21 protein-coding genes are annotated in these 21,618 nt (G+C 48.6%); 8 read left to right on the forward strand and 13 right to left on the reverse strand.

The window, feature by feature from the left end; all coding sequences use genetic code 11:
- Nucleotides 1-31: 31 nt before the first annotated feature.
- The 3 genes from ACPV3A_RS04880 to ACPV3A_RS04890 form a co-directional block, all read right to left on the reverse strand.
- Nucleotides 32-517: a DsrE/DsrF/DrsH-like family protein gene (locus ACPV3A_RS04880; protein WP_220685784.1), complete on the reverse strand. Its 486-nt coding sequence runs from the start codon at nucleotides 515-517 to the stop codon at nucleotides 32-34.
- Nucleotides 518-602: 85 nt separating this feature from the next.
- Complete coding sequence (locus tag ACPV3A_RS04885) at nucleotides 603-830, reverse strand: sulfurtransferase TusA family protein (RefSeq protein ID WP_426198363.1); 228 nt, start codon at nucleotides 828-830, stop codon at nucleotides 603-605.
- Between the two features lie 138 nt (nucleotides 831-968).
- On the reverse strand, nucleotides 969-1,229 hold the full coding sequence (locus ACPV3A_RS04890) for a metal-sensitive transcriptional regulator (RefSeq protein WP_071218276.1): 261 nt from the start codon (nucleotides 1,227-1,229) through the stop codon (nucleotides 969-971).
- Between the two features lie 235 nt (nucleotides 1,230-1,464).
- Between ACPV3A_RS04890 and ACPV3A_RS04895 the strand changes: the two genes are divergently transcribed.
- Nucleotides 1,465-3,117: a CoA-disulfide reductase gene (locus tag ACPV3A_RS04895; protein ID WP_426198364.1), complete on the forward strand. Its 1,653-nt coding sequence runs from the start codon at nucleotides 1,465-1,467 to the stop codon at nucleotides 3,115-3,117.
- A gap of 116 nt (nucleotides 3,118-3,233) precedes the next feature.
- Here the strand turns inward: ACPV3A_RS04895 and ACPV3A_RS04900 are convergent, their stop codons facing one another.
- The 3 genes from ACPV3A_RS04900 to ACPV3A_RS04910 form a co-directional block, all read right to left on the reverse strand.
- On the reverse strand, nucleotides 3,234-4,619 hold the full coding sequence (locus ACPV3A_RS04900) for an MATE family efflux transporter (protein ID WP_426198365.1): 1,386 nt from the start codon (nucleotides 4,617-4,619) through the stop codon (nucleotides 3,234-3,236).
- Nucleotides 4,620-5,049: 430 nt separating this feature from the next.
- The gene (locus tag ACPV3A_RS04905) at nucleotides 5,050-6,405 is read right to left on the reverse strand and encodes an MFS transporter (protein WP_426198546.1); all 1,356 of its coding nucleotides are present in this window, start codon (nucleotides 6,403-6,405) and stop codon (nucleotides 5,050-5,052) included.
- 256 nt (nucleotides 6,406-6,661) lie between these two features.
- On the reverse strand, nucleotides 6,662-7,750 hold the full coding sequence (locus ACPV3A_RS04910) for a saccharopine dehydrogenase family protein (RefSeq protein WP_426198366.1): 1,089 nt from the start codon (nucleotides 7,748-7,750) through the stop codon (nucleotides 6,662-6,664).
- 268 nt (nucleotides 7,751-8,018) lie between these two features.
- On the opposite strand from ACPV3A_RS04910, the gene ACPV3A_RS04915 reads away from it, so the two are divergent.
- The 3 genes from ACPV3A_RS04915 (at nucleotide 8,019) to ACPV3A_RS04925 (ending at nucleotide 10,896) form a co-directional block, all read left to right on the forward strand.
- A complete protein-coding gene (locus ACPV3A_RS04915; protein WP_426198367.1) occupies nucleotides 8,019-9,098 on the forward strand; it encodes a LuxR C-terminal-related transcriptional regulator in 1,080 nt (359 codons plus the stop codon).
- Nucleotides 9,099-9,273: 175 nt separating this feature from the next.
- Entirely contained in the window at nucleotides 9,274-9,894 is a 621-nt protein-coding gene (locus ACPV3A_RS04920) for a DUF1796 family putative cysteine peptidase (RefSeq protein WP_194542012.1), read from the forward strand.
- Between the two features lie 189 nt (nucleotides 9,895-10,083).
- Nucleotides 10,084-10,896 (forward strand): hypothetical protein, encoded by an 813-nt coding sequence (locus ACPV3A_RS04925; RefSeq protein ID WP_426198368.1) that lies wholly within the window; start codon nucleotides 10,084-10,086, stop codon nucleotides 10,894-10,896.
- Between the two features lie 87 nt (nucleotides 10,897-10,983).
- On the opposite strand, the gene ACPV3A_RS04930 is transcribed toward ACPV3A_RS04925, so the two are convergent.
- Both ACPV3A_RS04930 and ACPV3A_RS04935 read right to left on the reverse strand, forming a co-directional pair.
- A complete protein-coding gene (locus tag ACPV3A_RS04930) occupies nucleotides 10,984-11,574 on the reverse strand; it encodes a hypothetical protein (RefSeq protein ID WP_194542010.1) in 591 nt (196 codons plus the stop codon).
- Nucleotides 11,575-11,745: 171 nt separating this feature from the next.
- Nucleotides 11,746-12,582: a helix-turn-helix transcriptional regulator gene (locus ACPV3A_RS04935; RefSeq protein ID WP_194545133.1), complete on the reverse strand. Its 837-nt coding sequence runs from the start codon at nucleotides 12,580-12,582 to the stop codon at nucleotides 11,746-11,748.
- Between the two features lie 122 nt (nucleotides 12,583-12,704).
- On the opposite strand from ACPV3A_RS04935, the gene ACPV3A_RS04940 reads away from it, so the two are divergent.
- Nucleotides 12,705-13,700 carry a Gfo/Idh/MocA family oxidoreductase gene (locus tag ACPV3A_RS04940; RefSeq protein WP_339223158.1) on the forward strand — a complete coding sequence of 332 codons (996 nt, stop codon included), beginning with the start codon at nucleotides 12,705-12,707 and terminating at the stop codon, nucleotides 13,698-13,700.
- A gap of 23 nt (nucleotides 13,701-13,723) precedes the next feature.
- On the forward strand, nucleotides 13,724-14,671 hold the full coding sequence (locus tag ACPV3A_RS04945) for an aldo/keto reductase (RefSeq protein WP_426198369.1): 948 nt from the start codon (nucleotides 13,724-13,726) through the stop codon (nucleotides 14,669-14,671).
- Nucleotides 14,672-14,811: 140 nt separating this feature from the next.
- Here ACPV3A_RS04945 and ACPV3A_RS04950 read toward each other — a convergent pair whose 3' ends face one another.
- The 5 genes from ACPV3A_RS04950 to ACPV3A_RS04970 form a co-directional block, all read right to left on the reverse strand.
- A complete protein-coding gene (locus ACPV3A_RS04950; RefSeq protein WP_426198370.1) occupies nucleotides 14,812-15,354 on the reverse strand; it encodes a DUF6022 family protein in 543 nt (180 codons plus the stop codon).
- Nucleotides 15,355-15,551: 197 nt separating this feature from the next.
- The gene (locus tag ACPV3A_RS04955; protein WP_339223154.1) at nucleotides 15,552-16,139 is read right to left on the reverse strand and encodes a TetR/AcrR family transcriptional regulator; all 588 of its coding nucleotides are present in this window, start codon (nucleotides 16,137-16,139) and stop codon (nucleotides 15,552-15,554) included.
- 25 nt (nucleotides 16,140-16,164) lie between these two features.
- The gene (locus ACPV3A_RS04960; RefSeq protein ID WP_426198371.1) at nucleotides 16,165-16,959 is read right to left on the reverse strand and encodes a DNA alkylation repair protein; all 795 of its coding nucleotides are present in this window, start codon (nucleotides 16,957-16,959) and stop codon (nucleotides 16,165-16,167) included.
- Nucleotides 16,956-17,411, reverse strand: a complete 456-nt coding sequence (locus tag ACPV3A_RS04965; protein WP_426198372.1) for a VOC family protein — start codon at nucleotides 17,409-17,411, stop codon at nucleotides 16,956-16,958. Before ACPV3A_RS04965 ends, ACPV3A_RS04960 begins: the two co-directional genes overlap by 4 nt.
- Nucleotides 17,412-17,569: 158 nt before the next feature.
- Nucleotides 17,570-17,914 carry a hypothetical protein gene (locus ACPV3A_RS04970; RefSeq protein WP_194542004.1) on the reverse strand — a complete coding sequence of 115 codons (345 nt, stop codon included), beginning with the start codon at nucleotides 17,912-17,914 and terminating at the stop codon, nucleotides 17,570-17,572.
- A gap of 133 nt (nucleotides 17,915-18,047) precedes the next feature.
- On the opposite strand from ACPV3A_RS04970, the gene ACPV3A_RS04975 reads away from it, so the two are divergent.
- The gene (locus tag ACPV3A_RS04975; RefSeq protein ID WP_426198373.1) at nucleotides 18,048-18,329 is read left to right on the forward strand and encodes a GNAT family N-acetyltransferase; all 282 of its coding nucleotides are present in this window, start codon (nucleotides 18,048-18,050) and stop codon (nucleotides 18,327-18,329) included.
- Between the two features lie 205 nt (nucleotides 18,330-18,534).
- The gene (locus tag ACPV3A_RS04980; RefSeq protein WP_426198374.1) at nucleotides 18,535-21,555 is read left to right on the forward strand and encodes a PAS domain S-box protein; all 3,021 of its coding nucleotides are present in this window, start codon (nucleotides 18,535-18,537) and stop codon (nucleotides 21,553-21,555) included.
- The last annotated feature ends 63 nt before the right edge of the window (nucleotides 21,556-21,618 follow it).

Here is a 21,618-nt window from a genome sequence, read left to right on the forward strand (position 1 = left end):
TTTATAACAGCAACCGTCGCCGCTGTTTTACTTAAATGAACAAGTTAACATGGCCATCCTGAGCATCGCCCAAATATGCAGCAACCCCCGCATACTCAATGCCGTCAAGCAGTTCTTCTTGCTGCAGCCCAAGCAGATCCATCGTCATGGTGCATGCAACAAGCTTGATGTCCTGCTCCTGCGCCATCTCGATCAATTGCGGCAGCGGAACGGCGTTGTGTTTCTTGATCACATCCTTGATCATTTTTGGACCCATCCCGGCAAAATTCATTTTGGAGAGACCCATGTTATCGGATCCGCGCGGCATCATTTTCCCAAACATCTTCTCGATGAAACTTTTCTTCTTGGGCAGCATGACATCCTCGTCCTTACGCAGTGCGTTCAGTCCCCAGAAGGTATGAAATATCGTCACCTCATGGTCATAAGCGGCAGCGCCGTTCGCGATGATATAGGCGGCCATGGCTTTGTCATAATCGCCGCTGAATAATACAATCGTTGTCTTTTTTGTTTCCGTCACGTCGTGATCTCCTCCTGAAATAAATGATTTATAAATCTCAATGAATGCGTTTATACCCCCATGGGTATATTTTCATTCAAAAAAATTATCCCTTTCTAATCCAAAATTTCAATACGCCCCCATCCTCTGCCTGCTCCAGCATCTCGTTACCCGTCGACTTGGCCCATGCCGTCAAATCGCCCTTCGCGCCTCGATCCGTTGCATGAATCTCAAGCACTTGGCCTTGTTGCATCTCATTGATCTGTTTCTTTGTTTTCACGATCGGCATGGGACATGCCAAGCCTTTCACATCCAATACTTTATCCGCGTTCATTATAATTCCTCCTTAAAATGATGACTATATGTTTCTTTATTTACCTGTGGGGGTATTTCAAGCAATGTCGTAAGTCCTGTCAATCCTGATTGAACTTCCTACTGCCTGATATTCAATTGAGGGAACGTTGTCCTCACGTTATCTGCTTTTCACTAGCAAATTGACCGCTTCAACCACAAGCTTCTCCGTGTCCTGCCCGGTCTCTTCAGCTTTCTGTACGCATTCAACAAGGTTGGAGCTGACGACAACGCCGATCGTCCGATCTATCGCCGTCCGCGTTGCCGAGAGCTGGGTAATCACTTCCTTGCAATCCTTGTTCTCTTCCATCATTTTCAGAATGCCGCGCAGCTGACCTTCGATGCGTTTCACCCGATTTTTCATCTGATCATTGTAATCCATCTCGATCCCCTCCTGTCTCTGCACTTTTTAGGATGCATGATTAAAAGCATACGGGCTTGCATGTCCTCAATATATACCCCCAAGGGTATGTTGTCAAATGGATAATTCTAACTTTACGCTTATCAGGACATGTCTGATAATTGTCACACTCTTCCGTGCTGCCATATGTTATGATACCCCATAGGGTATGCAAAAATCCATTCATCATATACACAAAATCAGGGAGGAATATTCGATGGGCAAAAAAATTCTCATTGTCGGCGGCGTAGCGGGAGGAGCCTCGGCAGCTGCCAGACTGCGGAGATTGGATGAGGACTCTGCCATTGTTTTAGTGGAGCGCGGTGAATATATTTCGTTTGCCAACTGCGGTCTGCCCTATTATATAGGAGAAACGATAACCGACCGCGATAAGCTCATGGTGCAGACCGTACCCGGCCTTAGCCGCCGTTATGAGCTGGATATTCGGAATCATAGCGAAGTTACGTCCATACTGCGTGATGAAAAAATGGTTACGATTAAAAACCTTATTACCGGAGAAACCTACACCGAGAGTTATGATTATCTGATCCTGTCACCCGGCGCGAAGCCGATTACGCCGGATATTCGCGGTCTGACCGGATCGCCAAACGTCTTCACTTTGCGCAATATCCCCGATACGGACCGGATTAAGCAGTACGTGGATGAAGCCCAGCCGAAGGAAGCCGTTATTGTCGGGGGTGGATTTATCGGGCTGGAAATGGCCGAGAATCTGGCGGATCGCGGCGTTCAGGTGACAGTCATTGAAATGGCCAACCAGGTGATGGCTCCGCTCGACTACGAAATGGCCGCAATCGTCCAATCGCATCTTAAGGAAAAAGGAGTCCGTCTGATTCTTGAGGATGGCGTAAAAGAGTTTCATGAGGGCGGTCAACAAATCGAGCTTTCCAGCGGCAAACGATTATCAACCGATATGACTTTGCTTTCGATAGGCGTTCAGCCGGAGAGCTTGCTGGCGTCAGCTGCCGGACTTCCCGTCAATGATCGCGGCGGGATTCAAGTTAACGAATATATGCAGACCGCTGACCCGAGCATTTATGCCATCGGCGATGCGATTGAGGTAAAGGATTATGTCCTTCAGAGCCAGGCCTTTATCCCGCTCGCCGGTCCTGCCAACCGGCAGGGGCGCCTGGTTGCAGACCACATCTACGGCAAAACCAATCGTTACAAAGGCACGCTCGGCTCGTCGATTGCCAAGGTCTTTGATCTAACGGTTGCTGCAACAGGCGTTAACGAAAAGCGCCTCAAGCAAATGAACATCCCTTATCAAGCCATCCATATTCACCCCTCGTCTCATGCCGGATACTACCCCGGGGCGTATCCCATTTCCTTGAAGCTGTTATTCCATCCGGAAACAGGTCAAATCTATGGGGCGCAAGCGATTGGAGCAGATGGCGTGGATAAGCGAATCGATGTCATTGCTACAGCAATCAAGGGAAATCTCAATGTATGGGACTTGACTGAGCTGGAGCTTTCCTACGCGCCCCCTTATTCCTCCGCCAAAGACCCGGTTAATTATGCCGGATATGTTGCCGCCAACATCTTGGACGGTTTGGTTGAAACGGTGCAGTGGCATGAAATCGACGACCTGGTCGGAAACGGTGCAACCTTGATCGACGTTCGTGAGCCTAGGGAAAGGGAAGCGGGTTATATCCCGGGTTCCGTCAACATTCCGCTTAACGATCTGCGCAGCCGACTGAAGGAATTGCCGGAGAATGAATTGCTGTACGTGACTTGCCAGGTTGGGCTGCGCGGATACTTGGCGGCTCGTATTTTGGCCGAGCATGGCTTCCGGGTTAAGAATCTCGACGGCGGCTGGAAAACATACGCAGCGGTTTACAAGCCATCCTAATCGTTCCTAACTTAATCTGTTTGGAACTGATGGAACATGCAGCTTGCAGTAAAAAACATGCAAAAAAGCCCCGGAAACACGGGGCTTTTCTTGCTTTATATACAATAGATAAGGGCTTAAATCAGCTTGTGCGCATACCATTTCTTGCCGCGGAAGCGCCATAGGAAAATCGCTCCCCGCACTCCCCATTCACAATTCATGGCCAGCCATACGCCAAGGATGCTCCAGCCCAGAACGATCCCCATAATATAACCGAGAATCACCCGGAACAGCCACATGGTCAGCATCGAAGTGATAGAGGTAAAACGCGAGTCGCCTGCCGCACGCAGCGCCGAAGGCAGAATAAAGCTTATCGACCACAACGGAACCTGCACGAGCGTGTTGATCAACAGCACCACGAACAGATCGTTCACGATTTCCGGAGGCGGATTGAATAGCCCTACCAACGGCCGGTAGAGCGGCATCAATATCAGCCCCATCAGGGCCAGCGAGATTGCGCCAAGCCATAGAAAGGATTTGATGAACTTACGGGCATCCGCTATATTGCCGCGGCCGATGCATTGACCAACAACGGTCACAATCGTTAATGACAACGCGCTGGCTGGAATTTGAAATACGGCGGCAAGCGAAGACCCGATCGCGTTCGTTGCTATGGCGTACGTACCCAAGCTGACGATAAACACTTGGGTTAACAGCTTTCCCCCGTTAAAAAACATCTGTTCGGCTGCAAACGGAAGCCCGATAAACATAATTTTGCGCAGCATGGATATCGGGAAATGAAACAGATCTCGCAGGCGGATATGAAGCGTGGCGTCCACTCTGAACAGATAGTAGAGCGCGCAGGCCGCACCGGCAAAGCGGGCGATGTTAATCGCCAGCGTCATGCCCATAACGCCCATATTCAGCAGGGTGATGAACACGATGTTGAGCAGAACGTAGAGCAGGTTCATGATTAACGACAATGCCAGTGAAGCCCGGGTCTTGCCGATCCCCCGCAGCGCGCCGCAAACCGCCTGCACGATGGCAATTCCGATGAAGGAAGTACTGCTTCCGATCAGATACACTCGCGCACTCTCCAGCACCTCGGGTGACGCTGAGCCGAACAGCAGATTCAGCACCGGCTGGTGAAGCCCAATGATCAGCAGCGCGATCGCTAAAGCGATCATCGCCACGGATGTAACAGTGGCCGCAGAAGCCCGCGATACCATCATGGCATTGCCGCTTCCCTTATATTGTGCAACGACGACGGTGCCTCCGGTTGCTACCGCCACGAACACATTGATCAGGAAAATATTCAGGGAGTCCACCATGTTCACGGCGCTGACCGCCGATACGCCCGACGAACTGATCATGGCGGTGTTGACCAGATTCAAACCGATGATGAATGCCTGATCAATCAAGATCGGAAAAAATAAAGCGAAAATCTGCCGGTAGTCCATCGACTCCCCGGATAAATGATGTTGAAGCAAACCGTTCATTTGGGTTCGTAATCGAACCAACATCTGTCATCACATTCTTTTCGTTGTAATATAAAAGAAAAAAACTCTTCAAACGAAGAGCTTCAGACTTACGGTATTCAGAAATGGCTGCCGCAACCGTCGCTTGGGAGAGCTCTCCCTCGCCAAGGGGACAATACGGATTAATTCATTTGATCCCGGATAAACCCCGTCTTTGATTGGAGGATATCACCAGACCCGAGTTCTGTCAACGAATGCAAGCCACAGGAAATGACCGTAATCCGCTGTTAAACGGAGCAACATGATAGTCTGGACTTGACGAAGACGTTTCGACAGCTATCCAGACTATTCTCCCCCAATGATCAATACAGAAGCGGCACAATGGCGTATGAAGAGCTTGTTACCAAAAAAAATCCCGCTCTCTCCGTTGTTACAAGAGAGATCGGGATTTGGAGCACAAATATGCTTCTATGCTTTAGATTCGTCTGCTTCTTTTTCCGACATAAGTCAATGTATAGATCATACTTCCAGCTACGATAACCAACGAAAACAGAAGCAGCAAGTTGCTGTATAAGTCTGTCCCAGCATTCCGTAACATCGGAAGAAGTGGGAATTCCAGCAATCCTCTGGAAAGCAAACCTCCTACAATTGCCACTCCGATTCCCTCAGATAAGAAGCATGCAAAATTGAGCATTCCCATCCCTGCTCCCGCTTCCTTCTCTTCCAGAGAATCGGAAACGACGGTTGAAATCACCGTCTTCACAAAAGAAAGGCCTCCAAATACAAAAATCAGCATGGCCGTTACAATCCAAGGTGATTGATCCTTCAGCATAGCCATAGTTAAAAAACCACCGATAATCATCAAGGTGCCTATATAGAACACAAGATGATGACCTTTCTTATCAACGAGTGTGCCCCCTAATATGCCAAACAGCATGACACTCATGGCACCAGGGAACATAACCCCCGCGCCAATCATGCCCGTTGACAGATGGTGGACGCTTCTCATCATATAAGGCACCATGGATAGAAATCCGGCTACCATGCCCAAAATAACGCAGCCCGCGATCGTCCCGGCGATGAACTTCTTCCTTACAAATAAATACGGTTCGATAAATGGATTGGAAACCCGCTTGATACGTAAGGCGAATAATACGAGCGCTGCTAAACAGCCAGCCAGATACATCCAATGTTCATTGGTCGTAAACAAGGTAAATAGCACTACGCCAACCGAGAGCAGAACTGCCCCCGTAACATCAATGGTCCCTTTCTGTTCAGTTTCATCCGGTAGCACTTTTAAGAAGAAAGGAATCGTGGCAAGTGTCATAAGAGGAAAAACAAACAACATGGACCAGTGCACATAATGGGCAACGACGCCTCCGATGACAGGCCCGATGCCTTCGCCCGTTGCAACCAGTGATCCTATAAGACCAAACGCTCTTCCGCGTTGATTGGCATCGAAATAACGTACAATCATGACCATGACCAGCGCAGGGATGGCAGAGGCTCCCGCCCCCTGAATAAATCTTGCCGCAATCACAGCAGGTAAATAGGCATGTCCCGCTAATCCCAGCATAGAGCCGCTGCCGTACGTTACGATACCTATCATGAGCATTATTTTGATCCCGTACAGATCCGATATTTTTCCGTACACAAATGAACCTATGGCAAACGTCAGCATAAAGCCTGTATTGACCCAATTGGCCGTCGATGGCTCCACATGAAATTGCCTGGCGATATCCGGCAGTGCCACATTAAACACGGTTTCATTCAAAACGCTGAAAAACACCAAAAATCCCAGCCAGGCAAACGCGCCTTTCACATTTGTGATCCGTAATTTTTGACTTGGTTGAGTAATCTCTTCCACTTGGTAGTGCCCCCATAAATTTAGGGGAATACGCAGTTTATAGGGTCAATGATGCGATTTCCCTCAAATTTTGTACCCAAATCCATCTTTTTTGCCGCATGCAATAATCCTCCTTTGAATATTCTAAGGCTTAATATAACATACGGATGAGGAAGACGAAAAATACAATGATATAGAAGCAGAGGAGCATTCACATGATGTTTGCGCCTTTAGAAGGCGGCTACATACTCCCTCTCTTCCCATCCCGCCATACCTCCATGCGAACCTCTTTCTCCAGCCACCCCTTCATACTCGCTAATTCAAACACTTGTTCAATATGAAACACCCCGCACGCGATATTCCCACTGTATACAGCATCCGCAACACTCGCCGCTACCTTAGCCGTTAATCTGGACTGATCCCGCCCGACCAGCAAAAATTCAACTGTACTGTTTTTGCCACGGCGCTTGCCCTGCGCTTCAACTTTTAGAGCAACATCATCGGATCCCATCCGTATATTCATAAAAGCTTTCACGGCAGCGTTCCGTATCCATTTAACCTTAAGCAAATGATGCAGACCGGATGCACGGAATCCTGCAAGCATGGTAGTTAGAGGGGAAGAATCAAAACCCAACCGGGTCGATACGGTGGGAACTTCCAAGGTGTTGGGCAATGTGGATTGATCCGAGAATGGGAAACGATACACGGATTTACGTCCTATTTTTTCGCCAAAAAAAACCGACCTTCCATCCGAAAAACTCGCAACCGTCTTAACGCGATGGTTCTCCATCACCTGAAAGGTGGACAGTAGATTGTCCACGGTCCACTCTACGGCAGCCTTGCCGTGCCGATCCCCTAATCCCAGCATAATCGAGATATCAACCGACTCTGTTACATCCAGACCTTTGCTCGCCCAGCTTGCCATGAGATTGGTTAAACCCGGGGCCAGGCCTACACTCAGAATAGCTGACGACCCGGATTCCTCGGCTGCGTCCTTCCACTTCGACACTTGGTTCAAAAACTCGGCTTTTGCCGATATATCCACATAGTGGGTCCCGCTCCGGATGCAAGCTCCGACCCAGGCATCGTCCGCCTGATCCAGACACATGACCACGAGTTTGATCCGTTCCCACTCACTCGCCATGAGTGGCTGCCCCATATCCAATCGCATGGGGAGCACCTTCCCGCTTGTCTCCTGACTGAAACGCTCGGCTCTTTCCAAACTTCTTCCTGCAGCGTACACAAGACCGGGATATTTCTCCCCTAACTCCTCGCATATAATCCTTCCTACATGCCCATATCCGCCTACAACCACAATACGTTCCTTCATGATACTTCCTCTCCATCTCTAAAAAAATCTATATAAGTAACGAGCCCCCGCTCAGACTTGAAAATCCTCAGCGAAGCAAGCCCTGATTTCACTTTTTCCATGGGTAAACCTCCCTTGTTCCATCATGATGCACAATATGCAGGGTCTCTTTCATTCCTTCTACATACATGACATAATAAGAATCATTCTCAATTATAAGGATGGAGAACGATAACCCTATCCCAGAAATGTGGGGTTTTCCTTAGACCGACGAAAAAGGTGACTGAATATGGGCACACAGCTTAACAGCTTATTGAATAAAATAATGGCACTTGGCGGGGCTTTATCAAATTCCCAAACCTACCGGAGCGAACTCATGAAGCAATTGCGCTGCTGGATTCCTTTCGAATCGGCTTGCTTTACGACGGTAGATCCACGTACATTGCTCTCGACGGGTGCGATCACGGATGAAGACATTGAGGCAATCCATGATCGCCTGTTCGAGTATGAATATCTGCACAGCGATTACAATCACTTTCATGAACTGGCGAACTCCATGGAGAAGGTGGCTACGCTAAGCGGAGCTACGAACGGGGCTCTGAACACAAGCCCTCGTTATCTGAACGTCCTGCAGCCGGCAGGCTTTCATGATGAGATGCGTGTCGCATTGGTAGCGGACGGCATGTGTTGGGGATATCTGACGATATTCCGTCAGGAGGGCCAGCCCTTTTTTAGCGAGGAGGAACGGCAGCTGCTCTCTTCCCTGGCACCATTCATGGCGTCCATGCTGCGTGATCGAAGTCTTCCGCGATCCCCTATGGATGGAATGGATCACATGCCTGAGCCTGGTTTATTGGTGTTATCCGAAACGCTCGATATTCTTTCATATAATGCTTCTGCACGGCAGTGGATGTCATTGCTCCAGGATGCAGAGGGTATGGATGCCGCTTCGCTCCCTCGCCCGCTGCGGGCAGTCTGCTCCCGAGCTTTGTCCGAGAGCTCCCGAGGTACGGCCTATTCGACGGGCGCTCATACTCGCGTCAGGCTAAGTAATGGCTCCTTTGCCAGCATACGGGCATGCCTTCTGCATGGTCCCGATTCTCTTGCCAAGCTTGCAGTCACGCTTGAACCTGCCAATACAACGGACATGCTGCCGCTTATCTCGGATGCGTTGGGATTAACGGAGCGCGAGAACGAAGTGATCAGCGGAATTCTGCGAGGATTATCCACCAAGGAGCTTGCTCAATCCCTGTTTATCTCCCCCTACACGATTCAGGATCATCTAAAGTCCATATTTGTTAAAACCGGCGTCAACAGCCGGAGGGAATTAATATGGCAGCTTCATTCAAAATATAGCTTGAGTCCTTGAGGGTCGGGTCCGTAATTTTCCCACCACTCCGTTTCCCCTCAAATCCGGCCCACCTCCGATTATGCTGCACGGTGGCTATGAACCGCACTCCACACCCACCCTTGGTCACTGCTCCATACCAACTCTATCGATCTGCATATGATATCTAATGATAGATTCAAGGAGGTCTGGTAGCATGACAACCCCTGTGGAGTTTGATGCCATTTTCAGTCTGGGTCACAACTGTCAGGTTGCCGCCCAGTTAAGAAGAAACCAGCTGCGTCATGCAGCTGGCCCGTTGGACTGGTTCAACTTCGCTTCGACCCATGAATTTTGTAAAGTCATTAAACGTCAATTCAGCGATTTCATGCTACGGGATAATCTCGACATATACGGCAAATCCGTGAACTGTTACTATGTGCGCGATAAACGATCTTCCTGTTTATCCTTCCATGATTTCAAGAACAATCCGGAGGAGCCTCCGTTATATGACTACCCCGCGTTTCGCGAGCGGCTGGATCGAAGAATCGAACGCTTTAACCGCTGCTTGAATTCTGAACGGAAGACTCTGCTCGTGCGGATCATCGCGAATACCAAGGATGCCGAGACGATTGATCAAGCAATACGCGAAGCCTATCCCAAAGCGGACGTAAACCTGTTATTTATTATGCTCAGCAGCAGTCCCCAAATTGTAAATCTCCCTTCGTTCTCGGATCGGGTTCTCATCAAGCAAATACCGAAAGGGCCCACATGGGAAGGAGATTCGGAGGCTTGGAAGACCATTCTTAGAGAATTTTCGCTCAGTTCAGGGGAATAAGTGTTTGACAAATCCAAAATTTACCTGTATATTTACAAAAAGTGAATCGGAACTCTTACGAAGGAAGCACCCGTAAGTCTGGCGTTGAATGCGCCTTTCTAACGGGTGCTTTTTGTCGTGGGTCCGGCCATTCTGTCATGATGCGAATACCGCTAATGATAATTATTAGTTATTTAAGGAGCGATGTTTATGTTTAGAAGATTACTCACCTCATCACTTGTGATGGCACTTTTACTCTCTTTCATCCCCATGCCTTTCGCGAATGCAGCTGCGATCGAGTTCACCGATACGGTTCAAGCCCAATTGAAAGCCACGGCGGACCGGGCTGGCGGATCCGTACGTACCAAACTCATCAAACAGTTTGATGAGTTCAAATCCGAACGAAACCAGGTAATGGATTTGGATGATCGAATCTCTTCCCTTCGCTATGCCAATGAAGCCAAAGCTTCAGAAACCCGCAAAAAAATCAGCGAAATCGATAAGGATAAAATCCGCAAGCTGGAGGATCAGCTGCAAGCAGCCAAAACCAAGTACCAGCCGCTGTTTAATACCTATTCCGCGCTCAATAAACAAATCGCCGCAGCCAAAAAACTCAAAGACAAATCGCTCTCCAAGATACTGCAGTCACAGGCCAGTGGCATGAAGATCCTGGTATCCTTGGGACGTGATGATATTCGAACTAAGCAGGCGGCGCTTACGGCGGCCAAGAAAGAGAAAGCTTCCAAAGCGGCTAAAGTCCGTTCCATCCTGTCCGAGATTGAATCCTACAAAAGCAAAATCAAAGGCGATAAAAGCGCAATCTCCACGCCGAATAAACTGATGGCAACCGAGTGGAAGAATTTCAAAGCCGCAGTAAAGACCAATGAATCGGCACGAACCAGCGATGCCCTGTCCAGGCTGCTGACACTCTCCGGTCAGATCCTGACGAAAAAGAAAAGCATCTACAGTCACGAACAAAAAATCGAGTCGATCATCGCGCGCGCAAATGCCCAATTTAAATAACGTTTTTAAGAATCCCGCTATAAAAATAACTTCTGCCGCGGGCAGAAGTTAGGGTTCGATATGCAACAAATTAGATCAAAAATCAACTCAACTTGAAGCTGTTTGTAACGGGTATTGGAATCCAGCCAACTTGGATTGATCAAGTAATGGATAGTCATATAACATGCCTTCGTATATAACCTCGAATGCCGGATGCTGAAAGAAATCATTCGGGGTTACTGCGGAGGAAGGGCGATCCCATAGATGAATTCTGCTTTGCTTCATTGCCTCCGCTACGAATTGTGAGCAGAAGTACGATCTTTCCCTCGTAATATCAAGTCTCATCAGCACGCCAAACATGCCGATAAGATTGTAGCCGTAAGCATCCTCTTCATCCTTATAGCTTTGAATCACGCGTCTCGCTGCCTCAAGTTGCTCCCGCGTGACCTTTAGACGGAGCAGAGCGCAGCGCGTGCCGGGAAAGTGACGGAAGGTTCCTTCGTATACATCCTCCTCAACAAATCCCCCTATCCAGGGATTGTTGGCGCATTTCCGGCCGAAGCTGAACACTTCATTCAAGTTCTCATCCAGCACCAGCGAAGCATGATTATAGGGCGCTGCCGTAATTCGTTTAATCAGTTTGGTAAACATCGTACCCGTATCAGTCAGAAGAACATATATATTTTGGTTATCGGACATTTGCTTTCCCCCACATACTTAATTACATATTTCATTGAAGCCGGATTTCGTCAAATCCTTCGTTAATTCCATTGTAGTAGAGGCAAGCCGTTTCCATAACCGACTATAGGTGTGAATAAGACCTAGACCTAAGTCGAGTTCTCAACTGACCTGGCGACGTGATACCCATAACTATACCCCATATAAGCGACGATAGGAAGATGGCGTCATGCCTTCATGCTCCATAAATCGCTTGTTAAAATAACTGACGCTCGGATAGCCCGCTTCCACTGCAATCTGTCCGATGGTTTTTTCTTTATGGTCGAGCAGCCACTGCTTTGCCATCTGAAGCCGGCAGCGCGTTACAAAATCCATTGGGGTCATCTCCATGACATTGCGGAATAATTTACAGAAATAGTAAGTGGTAACGCCGAGTCTGTCCGCCCACTCCTCCAAAATAAACGGTTGTGCCGCTTCCTGCTGCATGATCGGCAGCAGTTCAAGAATCCGGTTGGCCGAGTTGTTTGATTTATTATCCGATAAAGCGGATGCCTGCTCCACGAATACGGCTAACAAGGAATACGTTAGCGTGGACAGCTGCGCAGGCTTGAGCATCCGATGGGTCTCCGCCTCATATAAAAGCGCTTCGTGCGCTTCCTCAAAGGCTGATGGCTGCCGAATGCTCCACAGCTGGCTTTTATGAAATCCGCGTTCGATGAAATAGTTCTGCAGACCGCTGCCATAAAAGTGGAACCAACGCACATCCCACGGATCGTCCTCGCTGGTGTAATAACGCTGAGCCTGCATTGGAAAATACAGCACGGCTTCACCTGGGCCAAGCGTATGGACTACGTTTTCGATTTCAACATACCCTTTACCGGAAGCCACATAATGAATATTGAAATTGTTCAGAGACCCGGCTGCCCGCGTAACGGTATGGTCCGGTTCATCCCGGTATATCCCAACCGACTCAGGCAGGCAGAAGAATGGCATTTGCGGTAGGGTCAGCAGATGACTTTGTCGTTTCATCATAATACTCCTCGAATGACAATATTGTTGTATTGTACTACAAAATAATATTATATCAATTTTATTTCTTGTCTTTTATAATCGCAATATAATCTTAAAAAGTTGTATAGGAGCTGATGAACATGACTCAAAAACTTCGTTGGGGAATCCTTGGCTGCGCCAGTATTGCCAAACGCTCGGTCATACCTGGTTTACAGCAATCCCGTCTCAATGAAGTCGTTGCCATTGCCAGCCGCGATCAGGCAAAAGCAGCGCAAACGGCAGAGGAACTGAATATCCCGACTGCATACGGCAGTTACGAGTCCTTGCTCGAGGATTCTTCCATAGATGCGATCTATATTCCGCTCCCAAACCATCTACATAAAGAATGGAGCATCCGTGCGGCGGAAGCCGGTAAACACATTCTATGCGAAAAACCGCTTGCGCTGACGGAAGCAGAAGCAGCTGAAATGGCGGAAGCAGCAGCTAAAGCCGGGGTAGTGCTGGCCGAAGCCTTTATGTATCGGTATCACCCACGGTATGACTTGTTGAAGGAAATGATCAACGCTGGTGCCATCGGGGACATTCGGGGCATACGCAGCGCGTTTACCTTCAACAGTTCCGCCAATCACGGGAATGTCCGCTTTCGCAAGGATTGGGGCGGCGGCTCGATTTATGATATCGGCTGTTATCCGATCAACGCCGCGCGCATCCTGCTGGATAAAGAGCCGGAAGCTGTTACCGTTCAAGCTTTCTTCTCCCCTGAGCATGATCATGTCGACATGATGGCATCCGGATTAATCGAATTTGGAGGAAATGTAGCGCTGACATTTGATTGCGGAATGTGGGCGGCGTATCGCAATCCTCTTGAAATTGTGGGCACGGATGGCCTGATTGAAGTCCCTTACGCCTATAGCCTGCCTGAGGACGGAGCGAACTTCTTCTTAACGACCGGCGACGGACGTAAAGAAATCGAGGTCCCTCGTGCAAACGCATACAGTGAACAAGGCGACCATATGGCCGAAGCTATTTTGAACAACAAGCCTCTCCGCTACTCTGCAGAGGATGCCGTTCACAATATGAAAGTCATAGACGCCTGTCTGCAATCTGCCCATGAACGGAAGCGAATTGTGTTGTAATTACACCCAAGGAGGATATGAATATGAAATATATATCAATCAAGGGATTAAACAAACCTGTCTCTGCGCTAATGAAAGGAACGGACTACTTTTATCATGATTCGTATGAGAAAGCAGCCGCGAATATGGATGCATACTTGGCTATCGGCGGCAATTCCGTTGATACCGCCCACATCTACTGTGGAGGTCAAAGCGAAGAAGTGATCGGCAGATACATGCAGGAAAGAGGGAACCGGGATCAGATCGTCATATTGACCAAGGGTGCCCATCATGACCAGAATGGTCCGCGCGTAAATAAAAAAGACATCAAGAGCGACATCACAACGAGTTTTGAGAGACTGCAGACGAATTTCATCGATCTGTATGCTCTTCACCGTGACGACCCGGAGGTTCCGGCAGGTGAAGTTATTGAATCTCTGAATGAGTACATTGCCGATGGGAGCGTTGGCGCCATTGGGGTATCCAACTGGACGTGGGAGCGCATCCGGGATGCCAATGCCTATGCCGAAGCGAATGGACTGGTCGGTTTCTCCTTCAGCAGCCCGAATCTCAGTCTGGCCAAGCCAAACGAGCCGTTCTGGAAAGGCTGCGTCTCAGCCGATGCAGAGACGATTGCGTGGCATGAAGCAGAGCAGTTTCCGCTGCTCTCCTGGTCTTCCCAGGCGCGAGGATTCTTCACCGGCCGGTTCACACCGGAAATTCGGGACAATGCGGATCTTGTGCGGGTATTTTATAGCGATGCGAACTGGGAGCGGTTAGAGCGTGCCAAGCAGCTGGCCGCTTCGAAGAATGCGACGGCCATACAGATTGCGCTCGCTTACGTGCTGAACCAGCCCTTCCCGACCTGTGCGCTGATCGGTGCGCAGTCTGCGGAAGAATTAAAATCCTGTGATGAGGGTTCAACCATCCAGCTGACAAAGGAAGAATTGGACTGGTTAGACCTAACGATCGATCAGCTGGCTTCAATCTAAATGTTAAAAGCGCCTTGTGCCAGGATATTTTCATCCTGCTCAAGGCGCTTTTTATAGGTTAATGACCCGTCTGATATTCTACGCAAGCGCGAATCATCTCCCGGCGGGTAGAATAATCGCGCTGACAGAGCTTTCCTTCCTTACTCCTGTACACCCCGAAGATATACTTCATATTCAACCGTAAACTCGAGCGCTTCCTTAAAATCCGGGGATTTAAGCGAAAGGGCCGCGACGACTTCCTCTTTTCCTCTCTCATGCAAGGCTATGATCCGAGGCTGCCTTGGGACGCGAAACTGTGTATGGTCATGATATACAACGGTAACGATGGTGCCGAGCGGCTCCTTCACCGGTGAAAAAACCGTGCTCCACATCCAGCGCTGCTGGTCTGTCCCTTCCTGACTTCCCCATTCTCTTGAGATGTCGAAGTTACCCGGGAAATTAGGTTTAGGACGTATTCCCATCTCCTTTAATTGTTTATGAATCGGCAAGAATAACAGGTTCAAAAACGTCCCATACGCCGCATCTCCAGCCTCGTTGTATGCCTTCAGCAGTTTTTCCTGGTTTACGGTAAGTACGGTTTGCCAGTTCCCTTCAATGTGTTCGGAAATGTAGCTTCCGATGGCTTCGATCGGGTTATCCTGTTGTTCTTCCAAAAACTCCTGCAGCGGCTTCATTGATTTCATGTTTAACCCCTTCCATTTCATGGATTTTGGATGTACTTCTCCAGCATACAACATTCATGCAAATTGTAAGGTTTGCTGGATATCCGGTCCATATTAGGGGGAAAACCTTCTCTAGTGCTTTAATCTCATACGGATATGTAGGCCGCCGTAACATCATGCCCGGATCCGAATCACACCGTAGTTTAGTTATCAAGGGATCAACATACTCTAAACCCCTGTAACATGCCGGTAATCACATCCATCGTTTCCTCGATGCCCTTATCCGTTTCCGGCATTTGAGCAACCCACAGCGAGCATTCGTTTAAAGCGCCGGACAAGGCATGCGTCATAGCATCAACCGGAACGGTCTTCATCATTCCCTGATTCTGCATGAAGGCTAGCTGTTCCTTAAGGTGACTCATCGAATTCTGCTCGTCCATCTCGCGCCAAGACTCCCACCCTACGACACTCGGACCGTCAATGAGCATAATGCGCTTATTCTGCGGCTCTACCACGGTCGCAATAAAAGCCCGACAGCCATACAGAAGTTGCTCCCAAGGATCCTCAGAGCTATCCGCTTCCGCCTCCACACGCTGCCCAATTTCCGACTGCACTAATTCTAGCACGGCAAGAAACAGCCCTTGTTTATTCTTAAAATGATGATACAGCGCACCGCGGGTAACTTTAGCTTCGTCGGCAATCTCCTCTAGTGCCGCATTGGCATAGCCTTTTTCCGTGAAATGTGTTCTGGCTACCTTCAGCAGCAGCTGTATAGTTTCGTTAGCTTCGCTTTTGGTTCTTCTCATAATTAGCCTTTCTCTCTCCTATGCATCATTCGGATGCTATTCTCATGGACGTTAGTAGCTTCAGCACTTCCTGATCTCCGCTCTTGGCCATGGATCTTAGCGAATGCTGAAGTATCCAAGGACCGTACACCCCACACGATTCCAGATGTTCAAGCAGCCAGGGAAGGACGGTATCCCGGTAATCTTTGTTTAGATCATGAAGATGATTCGCAACCGATTTGCGGACATAGCCAGAGGAATCCTGCAGAAGGGGCTCTAGCAGCGCCAAATTGTGGGCGGGATCTCCCTTGATCACTGGAATTCGCTTTGCCCACGGCAGACGAGGCCGGGTACCTTCACTAACCAGGCGACGGACATGCGAATTATCATCCGAAAGCCAGTCCTTCAAAATTTCAAGACACAGATCTTCATAATGGAGCAGAAAGGGCCTAATCGCATACTCCGATGTGTGCCGTTTGGTAATTTCATATAACGCGTTCATCGATATTTCAAAGTGATCAAGCCCATATCGTTCCACAAAATATGCAATCGGCATGAGAAAATACCCTTCCGTGAACATTCCTTTCTCTGTTTCATTCTCTGATCCTATGATGCCGAGTAAAATCTCCAAACTATCCGGATAACCAAAGGGCAGGGCCTGCTGCAATTCTTCCGCAATAACGGCTACCCTTCCTTTCAATTCAAGCGTCGCTGTCTTGCGGCTTACGGCTTCAATGAAAACCTCCGAGTGAAACTCCGGAGCAAGCGGCTTAATTCGATCTGATAAAAGAATCGCCAGTTCTCTTCCAAAGTAGTCCTTTAATGCGGTGGATGTACTCATTTACCTGGTTGGTCATCATCCGTGGACCACACATCTTCATTATACAGCTCCATAAATGCTTGTGATGGCGGAATGACTTTAATCATATCGATCAGCACCCCATTCGGGTCACTGGTAATAAAATGCCGCTGCCCAAATTCCTCATCCCGTATATCCAGATGAAGCGGCAGCTTTTCGTGGATGATCAGCCTTTGATACTCGGCATCCACATCCTCCACCTCAAAATTAAGAATCAATCCCTGCACTGGTTTCTGAAAGGAAGACGGTACCGTGGGATGATTTTTGGACAAGAGGGCCATTTCATTAGCGCCTTGTCCCTGGTCTCCATTCTTCAGGCTTACATACCAATCCGCTTCAAAAACAACCTCAAATCCAAACAACCGTGTGTAAAACTCTGTGCTCTCGGCAACCTTCTCTGTCATGATAACAGGATAAAATCCTTGCAGTTTCATCTGGAAAACATCTCCTTCTAAATGGGATGAATCCAATTTAACATACAAACAGAATGTATGTAAATAGTTATATCTGAAATTGGTCTGATACCCTCAACTCCTTTCCAACAAAAAAACCTGCAGACAAAATCTGCAGGTTTTTACTTAAACGATACTCACTACCACAGCAAGCTCACCGCGAGCAGATCAAACAACGCCAGTGGCAGAATCACATTGCTGTAATACGGATTGTACGGGTATGGCGGGTATGGTGGTCTTGGTCTCGGATAAGGGCCGGGATAAAAACCTCGATCCCCTTGCTCGATTTGAATGTACACATTTTTGGCATCCAGGTTAATAATGATACCCTCAAAGACTTCATCGTCCAAGGTTTGCACTCTAACTTTTCGGTTCACGGCTTTTTTGAGCGCTGCGTGAGCATGTTCCTTATGCTTTTTCATGGAATGTACCAGATGGTGATCGCATTGAAACAGCATTTGCGGTTGCGTTGAATAATTGTTCATGATGCTCCTCCTTCGTTCTCTTCTACCCGCATTGTATGCAAATGTCCCGTCAAGGGTGTTCGCCTATGTGAAATCCGTTTAATGCATCGTAGATACGGGTATAGTACAACCAGATGAAGGAGGGTTAAACATCATGGACAATCGAAATATACAGACAAAGCCCGGCAGTTTTTTTATTGAAAACAATGGAAAAACGGTAGCCAAAATCTCCTACTCGCCTCAAGGAAACGGAGTGATCAGTATCGATCATACCTATATCTCACCCAGCCTGCGAGGGCAAGGAATCGCCGACGAACTCGTGCGAAAAGTAATAGGATACGCTCGGGAAGAACATTTGAAAATCATCCCCGCTTGCTCTTATGCCGGGCATTATTTTGACAAAAACGTCGACGAGCGTGACCTGCTGCACAAATAAAAAAGAGGATTAAAACATCATTCGTAAACGGATGTACCGTAAGGTTAATCTCGCCAGCCATAAGGATGCTCCTCTTATCGGTTGGCTTTCACGCGCCTTGATGTCCAAGTTCAAATGCAGCACTGGTATTTACTATTGCGATAGAGTGATCCTATCCTCTATGATCAAAGGGTATAGCTTAAGTTAGGGAGGCATCTATATAATCATGAGGCAAACAGCGGAACATTGGGTCTGGGAACAGATGTTTGATAAATTGCCTATGGGGGCGATCCTGATCTCTGCGGTTGACGAGCCTGTGGCGAAGGTTAATGATCGTTTCTGCGAACTTACCGAATCCAAACGTTCAGACCTGCTTCAGCTCAAACCTTCCGAAATCCAAGTTCTATCTAATCTATCGATTCAACAAATATTGCAATCATTGACATATGAACAAACGTCCACGCTCAAGAGAGACTCATATTTTATCCGCCGTAACGGAGATCAAGTCCATGTCTCTGTCTCGATTTCCCTGCTGAACCATCCCGCCCCTGGAGAGGCTCCATGGATATTATGCTGTATAGAGCCCGAGACCGTACAGGAGAAATCGTCTTTGCCTCCGACCATTAAGAATGATGAACTCCTTGCACTCATTTCCAAGAGCGGACAAGATCTTATATCCATCAGCAGCGCTGATGGCATCATCGAATACATCTCACCATCTGTGACGGAAATACTCGGATACACCCAAGAAGAAATGACGGGCCAATGCCGGCTCGATTACTATCACCAGGTGGATTCCGAGCAAATGAAAGAACCGGGCAAGCTATTTTCAGAGGAAGATAGTTTCGTTCGTCGCATTCGCCATAAGGACGGGCATTATTTATGGTTTGAAACGTCTTTTCAGTTAATTCGGGGAGCTCACGGCGAGGTTAACAAGGTTCTGGCCATTGGACGAAACATTACCAAGCGCAAAACGGATGAGGATACGCTGGCCCATGCGCAGCGGATTGCCAAGATCGGTTCCTGGCGTTGGGACTTGATCACGCATACGCTCACCTACAGCGATGAAATGAGGCGAATTTACGGATATCAGATCCGTGCCACTGAACCAAACCATAACACGCTGCTGTCATTGGTCGTCCCGGAGGACCGTGAGCGGCTGGAGGCAACCGTGAGCAGAGCCATGCTAGGAAAGGCGGATGAAATCATCTATCGGATCCAGCTTCAGGACGGTCAAATCCGAACCATTCGAGCTCAATGGGAAGTCTCCGTTACGAAGGAAGGCAGACCCATGGAGATGGTCGGTATGGCGCAGGACATCACCGAGCAGGTGCAGATTGAACAGCAGTCGCTGGAGAATGAAAACAAGTACAAGCTCATAACCGAAAATTCCCTTGATTTCATATCGAGCAGCACCATAGACTGTTCAACGTTTCTTTATTGTTCACCTTCCTGTTATTCACTGCTTGGATATCGTCCGGATGAGATGGTTGGCACCAGTATATTCGATTATGTATACGCGGAGGATATCATACCGCTACAGGACTATTTTAACAATTGCCTGGACGGCAAATTGCTCACACCGATCACCTTCCGTTATATACATAAGGATGTCAGGCACATCTGGTTTGAAATCAATTGCAAGTACATCAGCACGCAGGACGGCCAAAAGAACGAGATCATTTCGATTGCACGCGACATCTCCGAACGAAAACTGATGGAATTTAAGCTAAAGGAAAGCGAGCAGCGATACCGTTCTCTATTTGAATATAATCCGTCGGCCGTATACTCCATGAATTTGGATGGCGACTACTTAACGGCCAACCAGAATCTGCAGGAACTGACGGGATATACACTGGACGAGCTGATCGGGATGTATTTCGGACCGATTGTAGCGGAAAAGGACATGGCTCGCACGTTGTTTCATTTTAACCAGGCAACTGAAGGCATACCTCAGAGCTATGATCTAACGATTATCCATAAGGATGGACATCCCATCGACATCAATACGATTAACATCCCGATTTTCGTAGATGACGAAGTCGTCGGCGTCTATGGCATTACCCGGGATATCACCGAGCGCATACGAACCATGGAAGAGATCAAGAAGCTGAGCCGGGAGCTCACCCTTTTGCTGAATACGGTGTCCGAAGGCATTATCGGGCTGGACATTCACGGACACGTCGCATTTATCAATCCGGCAGGCGCAGCGATGCTGGATTATGAACCGGCCACCACCATCGGAAGACCTTGCGACCAGATCATCAAAGAAATTCGCCATGACGGCACTTTTTATCGGGGGGATGATTCTCCGCTTGTTCGAGCCGTCCAACAAGGCGTACCGCTGTCCAGAGCCGAAATCGTGCTTTGGCGGGGCGACGGCACCAGCTTTCTGGCAGATTATCAGGTCAATCCAATCTGGGACCAAGGCGAGCGCAAAGGCGCCGTTATGGTATTCCGCGATATTACCGACGAGAAAGAAATCATCCGGGCGAAGGAGAATGCCGAGCGGGCAGATCAAGCGAAAACGGAGTTTCTGACCATGATGAGTCACGAACTCCGCACGCCGATGAACGGCATCATCGGCATGATTGAGCTATTACGAACGACCCATCTTGACGAGGATCAGCTGAATTATACCGATATTTTGATGGAGAGCAGCAGCTCGCTGCTGCACATCCTGAACGAGATTCTCGATTTCAGCAAAATCGAGACCGGCAATATGACACTCATTCAGGAACCGATCGATTTACGTTCCTTGCTTGAAGTCGTCGTAGATTTATTCTCGGCGAAAGCCAAAGAAAAAGGGTTATCATTATCCTGCAGCATCAACGGCTCCACTGTTCCCGATGTGATCATCGGCGACGCTCTGCGGCTGCGGCAAGTGCTTGTTAATCTCATCAGCAATGCCATCAAATTCACGCATGAGGGCAGCATCACGATGAGTGTCGAGGGACTGCGCAGGACCGGGACCCAGGAAATCACGCTTGCTTTTCAAGTAAAGGATACGGGAATTGGCATCCCTGCTGAACAGCAGCATCAGCTGTTTACCTCCTTCTCGCAGCTTCACCCATCCTTGAATCGCAAATATGGGGGTACGGGATTGGGGCTGGCGATCAGTAAAAAACTGGTCGAGCTGATGGGCGGGGTCATCGGCGTCGAGAGTCGCGAAAATGTCGGATCCTCCTTCTACTTTACGATCCCGACCCGTACGCTGCAGGAGGATGTCACGGACAAACAAGCATAGGCGTCTCTCCCCTATTCTCTACAAGAAAAGGGTGATCTACAGCGATGAGCTGTGGACCACCCT

This window comes from Paenibacillus sp. Dod16 (assembly GCF_049893405.1).
In the GTDB taxonomy this organism is placed as follows: domain Bacteria; phylum Bacillota; class Bacilli; order Paenibacillales; family Paenibacillaceae; genus Paenibacillus_AQ.